The sequence below is a fragment of the Ruegeria sp. B1 genome (assembly GCF_056535885.1).
This window is the reverse complement of sequence record NZ_JBQFJA010000001.1, coordinates 3,177,486-3,193,738: the sequence shown is the minus strand read 5'-3', so window position 1 is coordinate 3,193,738 and position 16,253 is coordinate 3,177,486. Positions and strand designations below refer to the sequence as shown.

Here is a 16,253-nt window from a genome sequence, read left to right as displayed (position 1 = left end):
GATTCGCGCGCAGGGCGCAAGAGAACCGCAAGATGCTGTTGCCGTTCTCTTTCAGATTTCTAGGTTTTGTGGGTCAGTCGGCCTGCGGGATCAGCGGTACGTTGTCGCCCTGCGTCGGTGGCAGCAGGTCATCTGCCGACGGAACAGCAGGCGTGCTTTCCTCGGTTGGCGCCGGTGCAGCAACACCCAACCGGTCAAGAACCGAACTGCCCGAGGACTTCTGCGCGGCCAGAATCGTCAGCGTGATCGACGTAACAATAAAACACGCCGCAAGAACCCAGGTCACTTTGCCCAACGCCGTCGCAGCCGCACGGCCTGTCATTGCGCCACCGCCACCGCCGCCCATACCGAGACCACCCCCTTCGGACCGCTGCATCAGCACAACGGCAATCAGGCCCAATGCCAAGAGAAGGTGGATGATGAGAACGACGTTTTCCATGGTGGTCCTGTACCGAGTGGCGTGTATCGCGTGGTACTTATGCAAGTTTGATGCTAGGGGCAAGGGACGAGTTGGTATCACAGAGCGTGATGTCCAAGATCACGGCAAAGAGACTGGACAGGGCGGTGATGGGTGACGCAGGCTGCGCCCATGCCGCATGATGACACCGACCACCCGCACAGCCTGCTGCCGCCTGAACCCGCGTTGCGGGTCAAAGCGCTTGAGACGATTCTGACCCGAAAGGGATTGATCGACCCGGCGGCGCTAGACGAGATCATCGACACCTATCAGAACAGGATCGGGCCACAGAACGGCGCGCGCGTTGTTGCCAAAGCCTGGTCCGATCCGGGCTTCAGGCGTGCGCTGATGGAAGACGCAACGCAGGTGGTGGCCGACCTTGGATATTATGGTCGGCAGGGCGAGCATATCGTGGTGGTCGAGAACACGCCCGAGCAGCACAACATGGTCGTCTGCACCTTGTGCAGCTGTTACCCGTGGCCGCTGTTGGGCATCCCTCCGGGCTGGTATAAATCCGACGCTTATCGGGCCCGCGCAGTGCGCGAGCCGCGCAAGGTGCTGGCCGAGTTTGGCGTGACCTTGGCCGACGCCACTGCGGTTCGGGTCTGGGATTCGACCGCCGAAGTCCGCTATCTCGTCCTGCCGATGCGTCCGGAAGGGACCGAAGGTCTCGGCGAAGATGACCTGGCCGCGCTGGTCACCCGGGACAGTATGATTGGAACGGGATTGCCCAAGGAGCCGTCATGACCCGCGTGCACGATATTGGAGGACGGTTTGGCGACGGACCGGTCCGGCCCGCGGCTGAGGATGATCCGGTGTTTGCCGAGGAATGGCATAGTCGGGCGTTGGCCGTCACACTGGCCTCCGGCTTTCTGGGTCAATGGAACATCGACGTGTCCCGCCACGCGCGCGAACGGCTTTCGCCAAAGGATTACGCGCGGTTTTCCTACTACGAGAAATGGATTGCCGGTCTTGCAGACCTGCTGGTCGAAACCGGAGTGCTAACCCCGGACGAGCTGCGCGGCTTGGATGAGGGCAGCGCGCACCCGCTGGCCGATCGGGTCCTCAAAGCAGAAGCGGTGGCGGCGGCGCTGGCTAAGGGCGGACCTGCAGACCGACAGTCAAATGTTGCAGTGAAGTACGAGATCGGACAGGCGGTTCGCACGGTGGGTCCAACAGCCAACCGGCTTGTGGATGGCGGACACACGCGCCTGCCGCATTACGCCGCTGGTGCGCATGGGCGCATTCTAAAGCTGCACGGTACCCATGTCTTACCGGATTCAAATGCACACGGATTGGGAGAGGCGCCTGAACCCCTTTATGCGGTCGTTTTCCCAGCGTCCGAGTTGTGGGCCGCCCCGGAACATCCGAATGACGAAGTGGTTTTGGACCTCTGGCAGTGCTACCTGGAGCCCGCATGACCGATTGCCTGACCCATGGCGCGCCGGAACCGGTCTTTGCCGAACCCTGGCACGCGCAGGTCTTTGCTGTGGCGGTCGCCTTGAACGAAGCTGGCCGGTTTGACTGGCCGGATTGGGCCGCACGGTTTTCGGAAACCCTGAAACGTAACGGTCTGACCAAAGACTTAGACGGCGGCGACGACTACTTTCACGCGTGGCTCGAAACGCTCGAGGCATTTCTGGCTGAGACAGACGAGGCGGCTCCCGAGGATGTTCAGGAGCTGCAAGAGGCGTGGGAGAAAGCCTATCTTTCAACGCCCCATGGCCAACCCGTGCAGCTAGACGATACTTAGCGCCTTACTGCGTCGAATTATCGGTTTCCCTGCCGCGCGCGCCTCGCTATACGAGCCGGGTTTGGTAAATCAGCGCAAAAGGACCGAATATGGCCAACGTGGTTGTTGTCGGCGCCCAGTGGGGTGACGAGGGAAAAGGCAAGATCGTCGACTGGCTCAGCGAGCGAGCAGATGTGATCGCGCGTTTTCAGGGCGGGCACAATGCCGGCCATACGCTGGTGATTGATGGCGAGGTCTTTAAGCTGAATGCGCTGCCTTCTGGTGTGGTGCGCGGTGGAAAATTGAGTGTCATCGGAAACGGAGTTGTTCTCGACCCTTGGCATTTGGTCGGGGAAATCGCGTCGATCAGGGGGCAAGGTGTTGAGATCACGCCAGAAACACTGATGATCGCTGAAAACACACCGCTGATTTTGCCCATCCATGGTGAGTTGGATCGCGCGCGGGAAGAGGCCGCCAGCAAGGGCACCAAGATTGGAACCACCGGTCGAGGCATTGGCCCGGCTTACGAAGACAAGGTGGGGCGCCGTTCGGTTCGGGTTGCGGATCTGGCGGATCAAGCAACGCTCGAGGCGCGCGTGGATCGTGCGTTGCAGCATCACGATCCGTTGCGCAAAGGGCTTGGCATCGCTCCGGTGGATCGGGATGCGCTGGTTGCGCAGCTAAAAGAGATCGCGCAGGAGATTCTGCCTTTTGCCGCGCCGGTTTGGAAAGTGCTGAACGAAAAACGTAAGGCCGGTAAACGCATCCTGTTTGAAGGCGCTCAAGGCGCGTTGCTGGATATCGATTTCGGAACCTATCCGTTTGTCACATCGTCAAACGTGATCGCCGGGCAGGCGGCGACAGGTGTGGGTATCGGCCCCGGATCCGTGGATTTTGTGCTTGGCATTGTCAAATCATACACCACGCGTGTGGGCGAGGGGCCATTCCCAACCGAACTGGATGATGAGGATGGTCTGCGCCTTGGAACACGTGGGCACGAGTTCGGCACTGTCACCGGGCGCAAACGCCGGTGTGGCTGGTTTGACGCCTGTCTGGTGCGCCAGACCTGCGCCACCAGCGGTGTGAATGGCATTTCGCTGACCAAACTGGATGTTCTGGACGGGTTCGAGACGCTGAAAATCTGCGTCGGCTACGATCTGGACGGTGAACGGCTGGATTACCTGCCCACAGCCACTGATCAACAAGCGCGTTGCAAACCGATCTATGAGGAAGTGCCCGGTTGGAGTGAATCCACCGAAAGCGCGCGCAGCTGGGCCGATCTGCCCGCAAATGCGATCAAATATGTGCGCCGTGTCGAGGAACTGATCGAGTGCCCGGTCGCCCTTTTGTCCACCAGCCCCGAGCGAGACGACACCATTCTGGTGACCGACCCGTTTGCTGACTGATGAGCGATGATCGAAAACCCGGCCTGAGTTACAAGGCACGCCGCCGCTGGTCGCTGGTCATCTTGCTGGTCGGGTTGCCGATGTACATCGTGGCAGTCGTGACAGTGGTCAACTGGCTGGACCGCCCGCCGATCTGGGTTGAGTTTCTGGTTTACGTCGTTCTTGGCATCCTGTGGGCCTTGCCTTTCAAGTTTGTATTCAGGGGTGTCGGCAAAGAAGACCCGGATCAATCCTGAAATCTACCATGACAGTTGCCTGTTAAGGCGCGTCATGCCAGCTTTCCGGAACTCCGGCGCTTTGGCGCGCCCGGTTCCGGGAGGCATAAGGCATGAACAAAACAGGATTGAGCGCAGCGATGGTCGCGACCGCCTTGATTACGGACACTGCGCACGCAAACAACTGGGAATACACTGTAGCGCCCTATTTGTGGGGCCCTGACTTTCGAACCTCGTTAGACATAGGTCGGAACCCCCCGGTTGATGGCAGCACTTCCATCTTCAACATCCTCAACAGCGCGTTCCTGATCGCAGGCGAGGCCAGAAATGGGCGCTGGGCAATCGGGGCGGAATTCAACTATCTCGATCTGGGCGACGATGTCACCATCGGGCCTTTCAATCAGCTTGCAAACTGGGAACTCGATGGGACCATGTCGTCCTTGGTGGCGGGGTATACGGTGCTCGAAGACAGCCAATCCCGGGTCGAGGCGTTTGGAGGGTTGCGACACTGGGACCTTGATTTGGCAACCACGGTTCTGGGTTTGACGGCAACCACGGATCAAAGCTGGACCGATCCTATTGTGGGAGCGCGATACGACCGCGCGATCAACGAACGCTGGGGCGTAAGCGCGATGGGCAATATTGGTGGGTTTGGCTACGGCTCGGACTTTCAGTGGGAGGCCGTGCTTCAAGCCAGCTGGAAGTGGACCGAGCGCACCAGTATCGCAGGCGGATACCGGCACCTGAGCGTTGATTTTCAGGAGGGCGGCACCGTCATCGATCTGATCCTGACTGGTCCCTACGTGGCCGTTGCCTTCAATTTCTGATATTAATCAGCGCTTTGCGCTGTGCCGGACCAGCTGAGAACAGCACGGGCATAAGCATGGTATTCGCCGGATATCTCTTCGGCCAGACTGAATGGCGTTGGCCATGGCGTCGCCAATGTGGCCTCGACCTGCCCGGTTACCAGGGTCAGATCCGCATCGTGTTTCGACGCAAGCCGCCGCATTTTCTGATTGGTGGCCAGGCACAGCATATGAACCTCACGAATCCCGCGATTGCGGGCCGCAGTGATGATCCGGGATAACAAGGCGTCTCCAATGCCCCGATCCTGCCACGAGTTTTCAACGGTGAATGCCGCCTCAGCGACGTGGTTCGCGCCATCGGTCATCTGTCGCAGCTCGCCCACGCCACGCAGAAACGGGTCCGGGAATGCACCAAAAACCAATGCTGCATCGTCGAACATCCGCGAAATATAAGACTGAACGTAGCCGGGTTGCACCGTCACACCAAATCGCGACGCCAGCGCGTCGTCGTCGAGGTTGTTAAAATGTGTAACGATCTGAGATTGATCGTATTTTCGCAAGCGGCGGATCGCAATATCGTACATGCTTACGGTCTCCGTTGGGTCCTTGGGTCACACGAGAGTTCAAAGTTACACTGACTATAGCACGTTTTCTGCAGTGCAGCATAGCGACCCTTTTACACCCTTTTGGACAGGCGATTTTCGCGTGCTTCAGCCCGTGATCGCAGCAAAAAAGGGCCGAGAGACATGCTCGGCCCTTGTTGAAAGCGATTTGAAAGTATCAGCCGGCGGCGCGCTCGTCGTCGGGGCGGAAACCGATCAGGCTCGATGCCGCAAACCGACCGCCACCTGCTTTCTCGATCTTGCCGTCACGCAGTAATTGACCGAAAGAGCGCAGGCTTTCTTCGCGATTGAACTCATCCTGCTTTAGCGACCTGACCTTGTTCATCAGTTGCGGGCGCGAAAACTGCGCCTGTCCTTCGATGAATGACAGATAGGCCGCCGCGGCTTCGAGCAGATCGGGCAGGGACTGCGCGCCCTGATCCTGTGCGAACTGCGCAAATCCACCTTCATCGGACGGAGCCTCATCCTGCTGAGCGGTCACGCGGCGCGGTGTAACCGGGCCGGCGTCTTCATCACGATCATCGATACGCTGCTCCGCAACCAGCTTAAGCGGTGCGGAGGTATCAGATTCGGGGCGCATGCTGGTGACCTGGATTTCCGGGCGGCGGGGGCTGACAACAGATGCCAGATCTCCGCGGTAGTCCTGGTCGACTGACGGCTTGTCCGCGCCCTCGCCATCCTGACGTTCGGCTTCGGTGGCGGCGACAGCCGTGCGCAGGTGCGAATAAGTCTCGTGCGTGTCGCTGGTGGCGGGATCGTCCATTTGTGCGCCCGCCATATCCATGAGGCGGGACACATCCTGATCCGAAGCAGAGTCGTCCGCCATTGCGCGGCTGGACTGGTCGGACATTTCTGCCTCGACCTGCGAGATTTCATTCAGCAGGCTGACTTCGTCTTCAGCCGTCAGAACACCGTGATCGGGTTCGTCCCGAGCGTCCTCTGCCGCGACTTCTTCAGAATGGTCATCTTCTGCACTGGTTTCGTCTTCGCTGAGAATATTGAGGACGTCGTCATCTTCGTCCTCTTCAGCGGCTGCTTCGTCGATGTCCGAAAACAGGACCTCATCAGACGGGGCTTCGTCCTCCACCTCGTCTTCCATGATCGGAGCGGGGGCAGGAGTGTCTTCCTCGGCGTCTACCTGCGGCTCTGCTTCTGGTGCCTTGGGTTCCAGATCGTCAGCGCTCAGGGCGCCCGCCTCGAAGGCTGCGGCAACAGCGTCTACAGGAGCCGCGGCACTGTCCAGCAATGCGGTTTCCTCATCCTCAGTGTATGCACCGGGGTTTTCATCGGAATGAGATACGACAGCGCGGATACGCTGCAGTTTGGCTGCAATGCTGTCGGCAGGGGGCGCGGGTGCGTCATCCACGGGCTCGGCCTCAACAAAGAACGGCTCTGCGCTTTTTGCAGGCGTTTCCGACGATGCAGGTGCGTCAACCACGTTCAGATCCGGCGCACGGACGGGGGTCTCATCCTGCGGTTCTGCGGCGGGGGCCGGGGCTGCATCGGTGGCGCGCAACAACAGGCCGGTTTCGCTCTGCCGGGCTTCGACGCGCTGCGACGGGTCTCGCTGTGCAATTCGTGTCAGCATTTCGGCATCGGGCTGGGGCGGTTCGGACCCGAAGTACCGGTCGTCCGCTGCAAGATCCCGGAAGTATTCGGCAATGGATTTCATCGTTTCAAAGGAATCGTCAAATCCTTCCAAAGTGCAGGAAAAGGTTCCATAAGAAACGGTCAATACCTTGTTATTCTGTACCATCAGACGCACGTCCTCTACAAACTACGACAGCCAACTCACCCAGGCCCGGGCACACTCGTCGGCTCAAAACTGTTCACATCAACCTATCATTTTGTGGTCTGAATATGTCCAAAACCGGAAAAAATGATCAATCCTAGAAAAAATGCGCCGATTGTGCGGGCAAATGATCCAATCGGCCTGTTTGGCGGGGGGCATATCGGCAAAAACGACCTGGCTGACGCGCTGATTCGTGTTGAATCCGCTGTCGCGGTTGATAGCGGAGCAACCGCATTGGTCGAATCAGGGCGGATGCCAGACGCCGTGATTGGCGATTTTGATTCGCTGGACAGCAAGACTCGTCAGCAAATCCCGTCTGATCGTCTCTTTCAGATCGCAGAGCAGGACAGCACGGATTTTGATAAGGCGTTGCGCAGCGTTGAAGCCCCGATAGCCTTGGGTGTTGGGTTCCTAGGGGGACGTCTGGATCATCAACTGGCGGCCCTAAACACGTTGGTGAGCCGACCGGACTGCCCTTGTATATTGTTGGGCGAACACGAAATCGTTTTTCATGCCCCCCCGAAAGTCACATTCAGCGCCAATCCGGGAGAGATCGTGTCGCTGTTCCCGCTTCAACGGGTCACCGGGGACAGCCAGGGATTGGAATGGCCCATCAAAAACCTGGTGTTCGAACCGCTCAAACAAATTGGCACATCGAACCGGGTGGTGTCCGACGTCGTGTTGCAGATGGATGGCCCGGGGCTTGTGGTGATGGCGCCGCGCGCCGCACTGGATCAGGTCATGCAGGCGTTTCTGTCGGGGCAGACCGGGCGCTGGCCCGCTCACGCAGAATGACGTAGAGACCGGCAGCAATGGTGATCAATATGCCCAGGCCCGCCAGCCCGTCGGGGAAATCGTGAAAAATCATCCAGCCAATCAGGGTTGCGACGGGGATTTCCAGATATTGCATCGGCGCCAGTGTCGCCGAAGGTGCATAGCGTAGCGACCAAGTCATCAGCAGATGCGCGACGGTGCCCAGCAAACCGATGCCGATCAGCAGCCAGTGGGTATTGCCCGTCGGAATTATCAGCGAAAGCTCCCAAATCCCGGCCTGCGTTCCAATCAAAACAATTGGCAGCAACAAGATGGTGGCGAACACACCGGACACGGCTTGCAACGAAATCGGGTCCGTCTCTTTGGCGACCTGCCGCGTCACCAGCATGAACAGCGCAAAGACCACCGCCACGACCACAGGTAAAAGGGCCGGCGCGCCGACTTCGGCAAAGCTGGGCTGGATCACCAGCAATGTGCCCACAAACCCGACGATGCACGCAATCAGCCGTCGACTGCCGACCTCTTCGCCCAGTACATATCGGCCCAGCAGCAACATGATGAACGGCATGACAAAGGCAATCGCCACCGCGTCCGCAAGCGGCAGGAATTGCAAGGCGCTGAACATTGCCGAAATCCCGACGATATGCAGCAGAGTGCGGATGACCGTCAGCCGCAGGATACGTCCCCGCATGCGCCAGGGGCGTCCGGTCAAGGCAACCAGCGGGATCAGGATCAACGCCTGAACCGCAAACCGGACGAGCACCAGCAGACCCAGTGGTGTCGTTTCGCCCAGCAGTTTGGCCAGCGCGTCACCAAGCGGCGCAAGCACGCAAAAGCCGAGCATCAGAACGATGCCAAATACGGGACGATCCTGGGTCATGCCGGCACGCTATCGGCTCGGCCTCGCAGAGGGAAGACCGAAATCAGGCCTCGGGCAATGGTTGGTATTTTGTGTAGTCTGGACCGATGCATTGGGGCAGGCCGTCATCCAGTTTGAGCCAGCTCACGCGCTCCTCATGCGCAACATGCAACGTGGGTTCAAGCGCTTCGGGGTCTTCCAGAGCGGCCACATAGAGATGCATGACATCGGACATCGAGGTGGACCGGAACGACATCGGTGTCCCGCACTTGGGACAAAAACTGCGCTCGACACCCGGGGAGGAATGGAACAGCGCGGGCGCGTCCCCGGTCCACCGCCACTGACCGTCCCGTACGCCAAAATAGGCGGTCATCGGGGCCGAACACTGTCGGCGACAGCTTTCGCAATGGCATGTCACGCAGGACAGAACCGGGGGTTCAACTTCAAACCGGATTTCACCGCACAAACACCGACCACGCATACCTCACCTCTCTAATGGCTGTCCGCAGCCTTACAGAAAATCCGCGATGAGCATATGCCGAACTGCGCCTGACGCTTTAGCAATTCGGTACGTTTACCGCCAAACCACCCAACGAGGTCTCTTTGTACTTCGCGTGCATGTCCTCTCCGGTTTGGCGCATGGTTTCGATAACCGCGTCCAGCGGAACCAGGTGCTGACCATCCCCGCGCAGGGCTAGGGATGCGGCCGACACCGCCTTGATCGCCCCCAATCCGTTGCGTTCGATACACGGCACCTGCACCAGCCCGGCGATCGGGTCGCATGTCATACCCAGATGGTGTTCCAACGCGATCTCGGCCGCGTTTTCCACCTGTTCCGGCGTGCCGCCCATGACGGCACACAGACCCGCCGCAGCCATGGCCGAGGCGCTGCCAACCTCGGCCTGGCACCCCGCCTCTGCGCCCGAGATTGACGCATTGTATTTGACCAATCCACCGATCGCTGCAGCGGTCAGCAGGAAGTCTTCGATATGGCTCTCGGATGCGCCGGGTACATGATCGAGATAATAGCGCAGAACAGCAGGCAGCACGCCAGCCGCACCATTGGTGGGTGCGGTGACAACTTGCCCACCCGCGGCGTTTTCTTCGTTCACCGCCATGGCATAGACACTCATCCAGTCATTGATGGTGTGCGGTGCTGTCAGGTTCATTCCACGTTCGGCCATCAACGAGTCATAGATGCCTTTTGCGCGGCGGCGCACGCTCAGACCACCCGGCAGAATGCCATCGGTGGTCAGGCCGCGTTCGATACAGTCGTTCATCACCTGCCAAAGCCGGGCCGAGCCCTTGGCAAAACTGTTCGCGCATCCCCGCGCGACTTCATTATCGCGCTTCATACCTGCGATGGTCTTGCCGCTGGTCTTGGCCATGTCGAGCATCTCGGCCGCTGACTTGAAAGGGAAAGGGACCGGAGCGCCTTCGTCCGTTGCCTTGCCTTGGGCCAGTTCCTCTTCGGTCAGGACAAAGCCACCGCCGATGGAATAAAACACCTGGCGCAGAATGACGTCGCCCTGTGCATCGGTGGCCATCAGGATCATACCGTTGGCATGCCCCGGCAGATTGTGATCATAGTCAAAGATCAGATCGGTTTTGGGGTTGAATTTCAGGGTGGGCAACCCTTCGGGCGTGACGGTGTGGGTGTCCGATATGGCCGCCAGTGCCGCCTCGGCCTTGTCGTTGTCATAGGTGTCCGGAACGAATCCGGCCAAGCCCAGAATGGTGGCGCGATCCGTGGCATGCCCAACGCCGGTGAAGGCCAGCGATCCATGCAGCGAACCGCGCAGACCCGCAAAGTCAAAGGGCGAGGCGCGCATCATGTCCAGAAACCGCGCTGCGGCCACCATCGGGCCCATTGTGTGCGACGAGGACGGGCCGATGCCCACTTTGAACATATCAAAGACAGAGAGGAACATGTCAGGTGGCCGAGCCTTCTGGAGGATTGGGGTGTATCGGAGCGGTGAAGGGTGTGGCCCCCAGCCCCTCGGCGGCGATGGCGGCGCGCGTTGCGGGGCGGTGCTCCAGCTGCATCAGGATCGTTTGCAGATAGGGTGTGTCGGCCAGTTGATACCAGCTGCGGTCCATCCGCGCGGGGTAAAGTGCCATCCACCGCATCATGCAGGCAATGTAATATGTCAGGACCGAGGGTTTTTCCGCGTGAAACCAGTCCGGTGCCTGTGCCGCCTGGGCATCCAGAAACTTCAGGTGTTGACGAAGACGGGGTCGGATACCTGCCCGCAGCGTGTTGGCCTGGGCAGGATCGATGTACTTTTCCGCATAAAACAGGATGCGCAGATCGGCATGTAACGTGTTGGAGGCAAAGAAAAGCCATTTCAGAAATGCCGCGCGGTCCGGATCACCCGACGAAGGCGCCAGTTGGCCATGGGTGTCGGCCAGCCACAAGAGTATCGCGGCGGTCTCGAAAATCGGGCCTTGCGGGGTTTCCAGAACCGGAATCAACCCGTTTGGATTCAATGTCCGATACGAAACGCCATTCTGCTCGTCCCGGCTTCTGTCCACCAGAGCCGTATCGTAGGACGTACCCATCTCCTCCAGTACCAGTCTGATCACCAGCGAGGCGTTATCGGGGGCATAGTGCAGGCGGTAAGAGTTATCCATGAGGCCTATTTATATACCAGCGTAAGAACGGGAAGTGCCGATTGCGACGTTTCCGATAGGAAACACGTATAAGAGCGACAATAAGGGTCTGCAACCCGTGTGATTTGGGTCTCGAAGTTATGCGCCGCATTCCGTATAAGTCCGGCAGCAATATATGGGAAAGCTGCCATGACCGGAGAATTGTCGCCCATCGATACGGCCAAATATGTTGCCGCGCGCCGCGCCGCTGACATGGTCGAAGGGGGGATGCGTGTTGGATTGGGCACCGGATCGACCGCCGTGTGGCTTGTGCGTCGCCTTGGTGAACGGGTCCAGAACGAAGGTTTGCAGATCAAGGGCGTGCCCACCTCGACCCGAACCGCGCAACTGGCCCGCGAAGTCGGGATCGAAGTGATCTCATTGGATCAGGCCGGATGGCTGGATCTGACCATTGACGGCGCGGACGAATTCGACGGAGAGTTCAATCTGATCAAAGGCGGCGGCGGCGCGCATCTGCAGGAAAAGATCGTGGCAACCGCAAGCGATCAGATGGTGGTGATCGCGGATGCCGGCAAAGAAGTTGAAACGCTGGGCGCTTATCCGTTGCCGGTCGAGGTGATCCCGTTTGGGTGGCAAACCACGCGCACCCTGATCGAAGAGGCGTTGAACACGATGGATGTTCTGGGCACGTCAGCCGTGCTGCGCATGAATGGCGAAGCTCCGTTTGTGACGGATGAAGGCAACCACATTCTTGACCTGCATCTGCAACGTATTGGCAATGCACGACAACTCGCCCTGGTGCTGAACCAGGTGCCCGGGGTGGTCGAAAACGGCCTGTTCATCGATATCTGTGATAAGGTCGTGGTCGGTCACGGCGATGGCCGGGTCGAGCTGCGCGATATCAATGCCGGAACGATTGAGTTGGATCAACTGGTGGACGGAGCTGGAGAGAACCTGTTCTCAGATATCGCAGATTGAAACTGGGCGGTCGAACCGCGACCCCCCCCGTGCATATTGAATTTTCTAAGTGAGGGGTTGGCAGGTGACATTTCGCGCCCAGATACCCAGAGACTTTTGAATGAAGAACGAAGGAACCTGTCATGAGCTTTGACTATGATCTGTTTGTCATCGGTGGGGGCTCGGGCGGGGTGCGCGCCGCCCGTGTGGCGGCTGGTGAGACCGGAGCCAAAGTGGCGCTGGCCGAAGAGGACCGTTATGGCGGCACCTGTGTGATACGGGGCTGTGTTCCGAAAAAGCTGATGGTCTTCGCCAGTGAATATGGGGAATTGATGTCCGAGGGCCGCTCATACGGTTGGGACTTCGCCGACGGTGAGTTCGACTGGCCCGCGTTTTCCGGCAAGCTCAACACGGAGCTCGACCGGCTGGAAGATGTCTATCGCAGTTTGCTGAAGAACTCGGGCGTCGACGCTTTCGATGCGCGCGCCACGATCAAAGATGCGCACACCGTATCGCTGTCCACCGGACAAGAGTTCACGGCCAAGCACATTCTGGTGGCGACGGGCGGTCATCCGGTTCGGCCGGATCTGCCGAACGCAGATTTGGGCATCGTATCGGATGACATCTTTCATCTGCCAAAACTGCCCAAATCCATTCTGATTATCGGCGGTGGCTATATCGCGTGCGAATTTGCGTGTATCATGCACGGGCTAGGCGTCGAAGTGACGCAATTTTATCGTGGGGCGCAAATCCTGCGCGGTTTTGATGACGAAGCGCGCGGGTTGGTTGCCGAGGCGATGCGCGAAAAGGGCATTGACCTGCATCTGGGCACCAACATCGTGGAAATGGCGCCCGCAAGCGAGGATCACGAGATCGGCCAAACGCTCACTCAGTCGGACGCGGCGATGGGAGTTGCCGTGCAAGACAAGCCCCTGCGGCAAAGTCATGGCGGAAATCGCCAGGGCCCGGTTTGGGTGAAGGCCACGAACGGGGTCGAGAAAGTCTTTGACACGGTGCTTTTCGCAACCGGTCGGGATCCGAATACGCGCAGCATGGGACTTGAGGAGGTTGGCGTTGAGATTGGGCGCCGGGGCGAGGCGGTTGTTGATGAATTCAGCCAAACCGCGGTCCCGTCAATCTATGCAATCGGCGATGTGACCAATCGCGTGAACCTGACACCTGTCGCGATCCGCGAAGGAATGGCATTTGTCGAAACCGTCTTCAAAGGCAATCCGACACCGGTCGATCACGATCTGATTCCCAGCGCGATTTTCACGCAACCCGAAATGGGTACGGTTGGTCTGAGTGAAGAAGCCGCGCGTGAGCAGGAAGAGGTTGAAATCTATTGCACCAGTTTTCGCCCGATGCAGTCTGCTTTTGCGGGAAAACCCGACCGTGTCCTTATGAAACTGGTGGTCAGCAAAGCATCGCGGAAGGTCCTGGGCTGCCATATTGTCGCACCAGGTGCCGGCGAAATGATTCAGTTGGCCGGAATAGCCATAAAGATGGGTGCAACCAAGGAAGATTTCGACCGGACCGTGGCGGTTCATCCGACCATGTCCGAAGAAATCGTGACAATGCGGCAACCTATGCGCACCGCTTGATTTGCAAGCGTGCGCACACAAGTTACAAGGGACCCCGTGATCACACGGGCCTAAACGAAGGAAACGATACATATGGCGGGCAACAGCGGCGGCCCCTGGGGGGGCGGAGGCTCATCCGGAGGCGGAGGAAATCGGGGTAATAACGGGGATGGGCGCAAGCCTCCCGAAAGCGATGGCCCGCAGATCCCCGAGATCGACGAGCTGATGAAAAAGGGCCAGGAACAGCTGCGCGTCCTGATGGGCGGTCGTGGCGGCGGTCGTGGCGGCAGTGGTTCGGGGTCCGGCGGCGGTGGCCCGATCTTTACCAGAGGCACAGTTGTCATCGGTGTGCTGGTTGCGGCGGGCCTGTGGGCGGCCGCCAGTTTTTATACCGTGAAACCAGAAGAACAGTCTGTTGAGCTGTTTCTGGGTGAGTTTTCAGCGGTCGGAAATCCGGGTCTGAACTTCGCGCCATGGCCCGTGGTGACGGCTGAGGTTATCCCGGTTACACGCGAGCAGAACGAAGACATGGGCGGCGCGCGCAGCAGCGACGACGGTCTGATGCTGACCGGTGACGAAAACGTTGTCGATATCGACTATCAGGTTGTCTGGAACATCAACGACCCGGCCAAGTTCCTGTTCAACCTTCGCGATCCGCGCCAAACCATCCGTGCCGTGTCTGAATCGGCGATGCGCGAAATTATCGCGCAAAGCGAGCTGGCGCCGATCCTGAACCGTGATCGGGGTATCATTGCAGACCGTTTGCAGGAGCTGATCCAATTAACGATGGACAGCTATGATTCCGGTGTGAACATCGTCCGTGTGAACTTTGACAAGGCCGACCCGCCGCAGGACGTGATCGCCGCGTTCCGCGACGTCCAGGCGGCTGCGCAGGAGCGTGACCGGTTGCAGAACGTCGCTGACGCCTACGCGAACCGGGTTCTCGCCGAGGCCCGTGGTGAGGCCGCGCAGGTTCTCGAAGAAGCCGAAGCCTATCGCGCCCAGCAGATCAACAGTGCACAGGGTGAGGCCAGCCGTTTCAGTGCGGTTCTGGAAGAATACTCCAAAGCACCCGATGTGACCCGCAAACGTCTCTATCTGGAACGGATGGAGCAGGTTTTGGGCGACGTTGACAAGATCATTCTGGATGAGAACTCGACCGGTCAGGGGCAGGGCGTTGTGCCGTATCTGCCGCTGAACGAATTGCGCCGTAACACCCCTGTCGCGGAGAGTAACTGATGCGTAAATCACCTATTATTCTGATTGTTGTCGTCATTCTCGGCGTGATCGGCCTTTCTTCGATCTTTATTGTGGACGAACGCGAGCGCGCGCTGGTTCTTCAGTTCGGACGCGTTGTTGCCGTCAAGGAAGAGCCTGGTTTGGCATTCAAGATCCCGGTCATTCAAGAGGTTGTTCGCTATGATGACCGCATCCTGTCGATCGACGTGCAGCCGTTGGAAGTCACACCACTGGATGATCGACGTCTGGTTGTAGATGCCTTTGCGCGGTACCGGATTTCCGACCTTGAACAGTTCCGTCAGGCGGTGGGCGTCGGCGGTATCCCGGTGGCCGAGGATCGTCTGGACCGCATTCTGCGCGCTGAAACCCGCGAAGTGCTGGGCTCGGTCTCGTCCCGCGATATCCTGAGCTCTGACCGGGCCGCGCTGATGCTACGCATCCGCAACAGCGCGATCGCACAAGCACAAGCGCTGGGCGTGAATGTGATCGACGTGCGTCTTAAGGCGACCGACCTGCCGCAGGCGAACCTTGAGGCAACCTTTGACCGGATGAAGGCGGAACGGGAACGCGAAGCGACCGACGAACGCGCCCGTGGTAACGAGGCGGCGCAGCGTGTTCGGGCGCAGGCCGACCGGACCGTGGTGGAACTGGTCTCAGACGCCAACCGCGAAGCCGAGATCATCCGTGGTGAGGCAGATGCCGAACGCAACGCGATCTTTGCCGAGGCCTATGGTGCGGATCCCGAATTCTTTGAATTCTACCGCTCGCTGTCAGCTTATGAGCAGGCGCTGGGTGGGGGGAACAGCTCGATGGTGCTGAGCCCGGATTCCGAGTTCTTCAATTACCTCAAATCGCCGACAGGGCAGGCTGGTCGATAAATGGGTATGATCCTTCTGGCCTTTGGGCTGGTGCTGATTGTCGAGGGGCTGGCCTATGCGCTGGCCCCTTCGCTTATTGAACGCATGCTTGAGGCACTGCGCGCCCTGCCGGAATCGGCCCGGCGCCTGATGGGTATGCTGTGCGTGGTCAGTGGCTTTATCCTGTTATGGGGGGCATATCAGGTGGGGTTTTGAGGCGGTGATTTCACTTGCCGGTGATTTCCCTGCGATCCCGAGTTGCTAGCGCGACCAAACTGACTACATTGGAAGTCAAGCAAAACCGCCCGAGGGCGGCCAAGGCAAGAGTATCAGCAAGGAG

Annotated in this window: 19 protein-coding genes; 12 read left to right on the top strand and 7 right to left on the bottom strand. The window is 59.1% G+C overall.

Translation table 11 applies throughout. The features are described 5' to 3' along the window. Positions 1–73: 73 nt before the first annotated feature. Positions 74–439 carry a preprotein translocase subunit SecG gene (secG, locus tag ACR3ES_RS15775; protein WP_170435596.1) on the bottom strand — a complete coding sequence of 122 codons (366 nt, stop codon included), beginning with the start codon at positions 437–439 and terminating at the stop codon, positions 74–76. Between the two features lie 150 nt (positions 440–589). On the opposite strand from secG, the gene nthA reads away from it, so the two are divergent. The 6 genes from nthA to ACR3ES_RS15745 all read left to right on the top strand — a co-directional run bounded on the left by nthA (position 590) and on the right by ACR3ES_RS15745 (position 4,637). Next, positions 590–1,204, top strand: a complete 615-nt coding sequence (gene nthA, locus ACR3ES_RS15770; protein ID WP_170435598.1) for a nitrile hydratase subunit alpha — start codon at positions 590–592, stop codon at positions 1,202–1,204. Next, entirely contained in the window at positions 1,201–1,878 is a 678-nt protein-coding gene (nthB, locus tag ACR3ES_RS15765; RefSeq protein WP_170435600.1) for a nitrile hydratase subunit beta, read from the top strand. The genes nthA and nthB overlap by 4 nt, the downstream gene beginning before the upstream one ends. Continuing rightward, positions 1,875–2,210 carry a nitrile hydratase accessory protein gene (locus ACR3ES_RS15760; RefSeq protein ID WP_480423846.1) on the top strand — a complete coding sequence of 112 codons (336 nt, stop codon included), beginning with the start codon at positions 1,875–1,877 and terminating at the stop codon, positions 2,208–2,210. The genes nthB and ACR3ES_RS15760 overlap by 4 nt, the downstream gene beginning before the upstream one ends. An 89-nt stretch (positions 2,211–2,299) precedes the next feature. Next, the gene (locus ACR3ES_RS15755) at positions 2,300–3,595 is read left to right on the top strand and encodes an adenylosuccinate synthase (protein WP_170435604.1); all 1,296 of its coding nucleotides are present in this window, start codon (positions 2,300–2,302) and stop codon (positions 3,593–3,595) included. Then, positions 3,595–3,831, top strand: coding sequence for a DUF2842 domain-containing protein (locus ACR3ES_RS15750; RefSeq protein ID WP_170435606.1), 237 nt, complete (start codon positions 3,595–3,597; stop codon positions 3,829–3,831). Before ACR3ES_RS15755 ends, ACR3ES_RS15750 begins: the two co-directional genes overlap by 1 nt. Before the next feature lie 92 nt (positions 3,832–3,923). Further along, complete coding sequence (locus ACR3ES_RS15745; RefSeq protein WP_170435608.1) at positions 3,924–4,637, top strand: hypothetical protein; 714 nt, start codon at positions 3,924–3,926, stop codon at positions 4,635–4,637. 2 nt (positions 4,638–4,639) lie between these two features. Here ACR3ES_RS15745 and ACR3ES_RS15740 read toward each other — a convergent pair whose 3' ends face one another. Both ACR3ES_RS15740 and ACR3ES_RS15735 read right to left on the bottom strand, forming a co-directional pair. After that, positions 4,640–5,200, bottom strand: a complete 561-nt coding sequence (locus ACR3ES_RS15740; RefSeq protein WP_480423843.1) for an N-acetyltransferase family protein — start codon at positions 5,198–5,200, stop codon at positions 4,640–4,642. Positions 5,201–5,396: 196 nt separating this feature from the next. Beyond that, positions 5,397–6,995 carry a hypothetical protein gene (locus ACR3ES_RS15735; protein WP_170435612.1) on the bottom strand — a complete coding sequence of 533 codons (1,599 nt, stop codon included), beginning with the start codon at positions 6,993–6,995 and terminating at the stop codon, positions 5,397–5,399. 123 nt (positions 6,996–7,118) lie between these two features. Here ACR3ES_RS15735 and ACR3ES_RS15730 point away from each other — a divergent pair, with 123 nt between their 5' ends. Then, positions 7,119–7,826, top strand: coding sequence for a thiamine diphosphokinase (locus tag ACR3ES_RS15730; protein WP_170435614.1), 708 nt, complete (start codon positions 7,119–7,121; stop codon positions 7,824–7,826). On the opposite strand, the gene ACR3ES_RS15725 is transcribed toward ACR3ES_RS15730, so the two are convergent. The 4 genes from ACR3ES_RS15725 to ACR3ES_RS15710 all read right to left on the bottom strand — a co-directional run bounded on the left by ACR3ES_RS15725 (position 7,771) and on the right by ACR3ES_RS15710 (position 11,298). Then, positions 7,771–8,685 (bottom strand): DMT family transporter, encoded by a 915-nt coding sequence (locus ACR3ES_RS15725; protein ID WP_170435616.1) that lies wholly within the window; start codon positions 8,683–8,685, stop codon positions 7,771–7,773. The genes ACR3ES_RS15730 and ACR3ES_RS15725 overlap by 56 nt on opposite strands. 43 nt (positions 8,686–8,728) lie before the next feature. Further along, positions 8,729–9,145: a GFA family protein gene (locus tag ACR3ES_RS15720; RefSeq protein WP_170435618.1), complete on the bottom strand. Its 417-nt coding sequence runs from the start codon at positions 9,143–9,145 to the stop codon at positions 8,729–8,731. 76 nt (positions 9,146–9,221) lie between these two features. Further along, positions 9,222–10,595, bottom strand: a complete 1,374-nt coding sequence (locus tag ACR3ES_RS15715; protein ID WP_170435620.1) for an L-serine ammonia-lyase — start codon at positions 10,593–10,595, stop codon at positions 9,222–9,224. 1 nt (position 10,596) lies between these two features. Then, positions 10,597–11,298, bottom strand: a complete 702-nt coding sequence (locus ACR3ES_RS15710) for a glutathione S-transferase family protein (RefSeq protein WP_170435622.1) — start codon at positions 11,296–11,298, stop codon at positions 10,597–10,599. A 168-nt stretch (positions 11,299–11,466) separates the two neighbouring features. Here ACR3ES_RS15710 and rpiA point away from each other — a divergent pair, with 168 nt between their 5' ends. The 5 genes from rpiA to ACR3ES_RS15685 all read left to right on the top strand — a co-directional run bounded on the left by rpiA (position 11,467) and on the right by ACR3ES_RS15685 (position 16,129). Next, on the top strand, positions 11,467–12,255 hold the full coding sequence (gene rpiA, locus ACR3ES_RS15705; protein WP_170435624.1) for a ribose-5-phosphate isomerase RpiA: 789 nt from the start codon (positions 11,467–11,469) through the stop codon (positions 12,253–12,255). A 122-nt stretch (positions 12,256–12,377) separates the two neighbouring features. Further along, positions 12,378–13,838, top strand: coding sequence for an FAD-dependent oxidoreductase (locus ACR3ES_RS15700; protein ID WP_170435625.1), 1,461 nt, complete (start codon positions 12,378–12,380; stop codon positions 13,836–13,838). Positions 13,839–13,910: 72 nt separating this feature from the next. After that, entirely contained in the window at positions 13,911–15,056 is a 1,146-nt protein-coding gene (gene hflK / locus ACR3ES_RS15695; RefSeq protein ID WP_170435627.1) for an FtsH protease activity modulator HflK, read from the top strand. Next, positions 15,056–15,934, top strand: a complete 879-nt coding sequence (gene hflC / locus ACR3ES_RS15690) for a protease modulator HflC (RefSeq protein WP_170435629.1) — start codon at positions 15,056–15,058, stop codon at positions 15,932–15,934. The genes hflK and hflC overlap by 1 nt, the downstream gene beginning before the upstream one ends. After that, on the top strand, positions 15,935–16,129 hold the full coding sequence (locus ACR3ES_RS15685) for a DUF2065 domain-containing protein (protein WP_170435631.1): 195 nt from the start codon (positions 15,935–15,937) through the stop codon (positions 16,127–16,129). Positions 16,130–16,253: the final 124 nt, after the last annotated feature.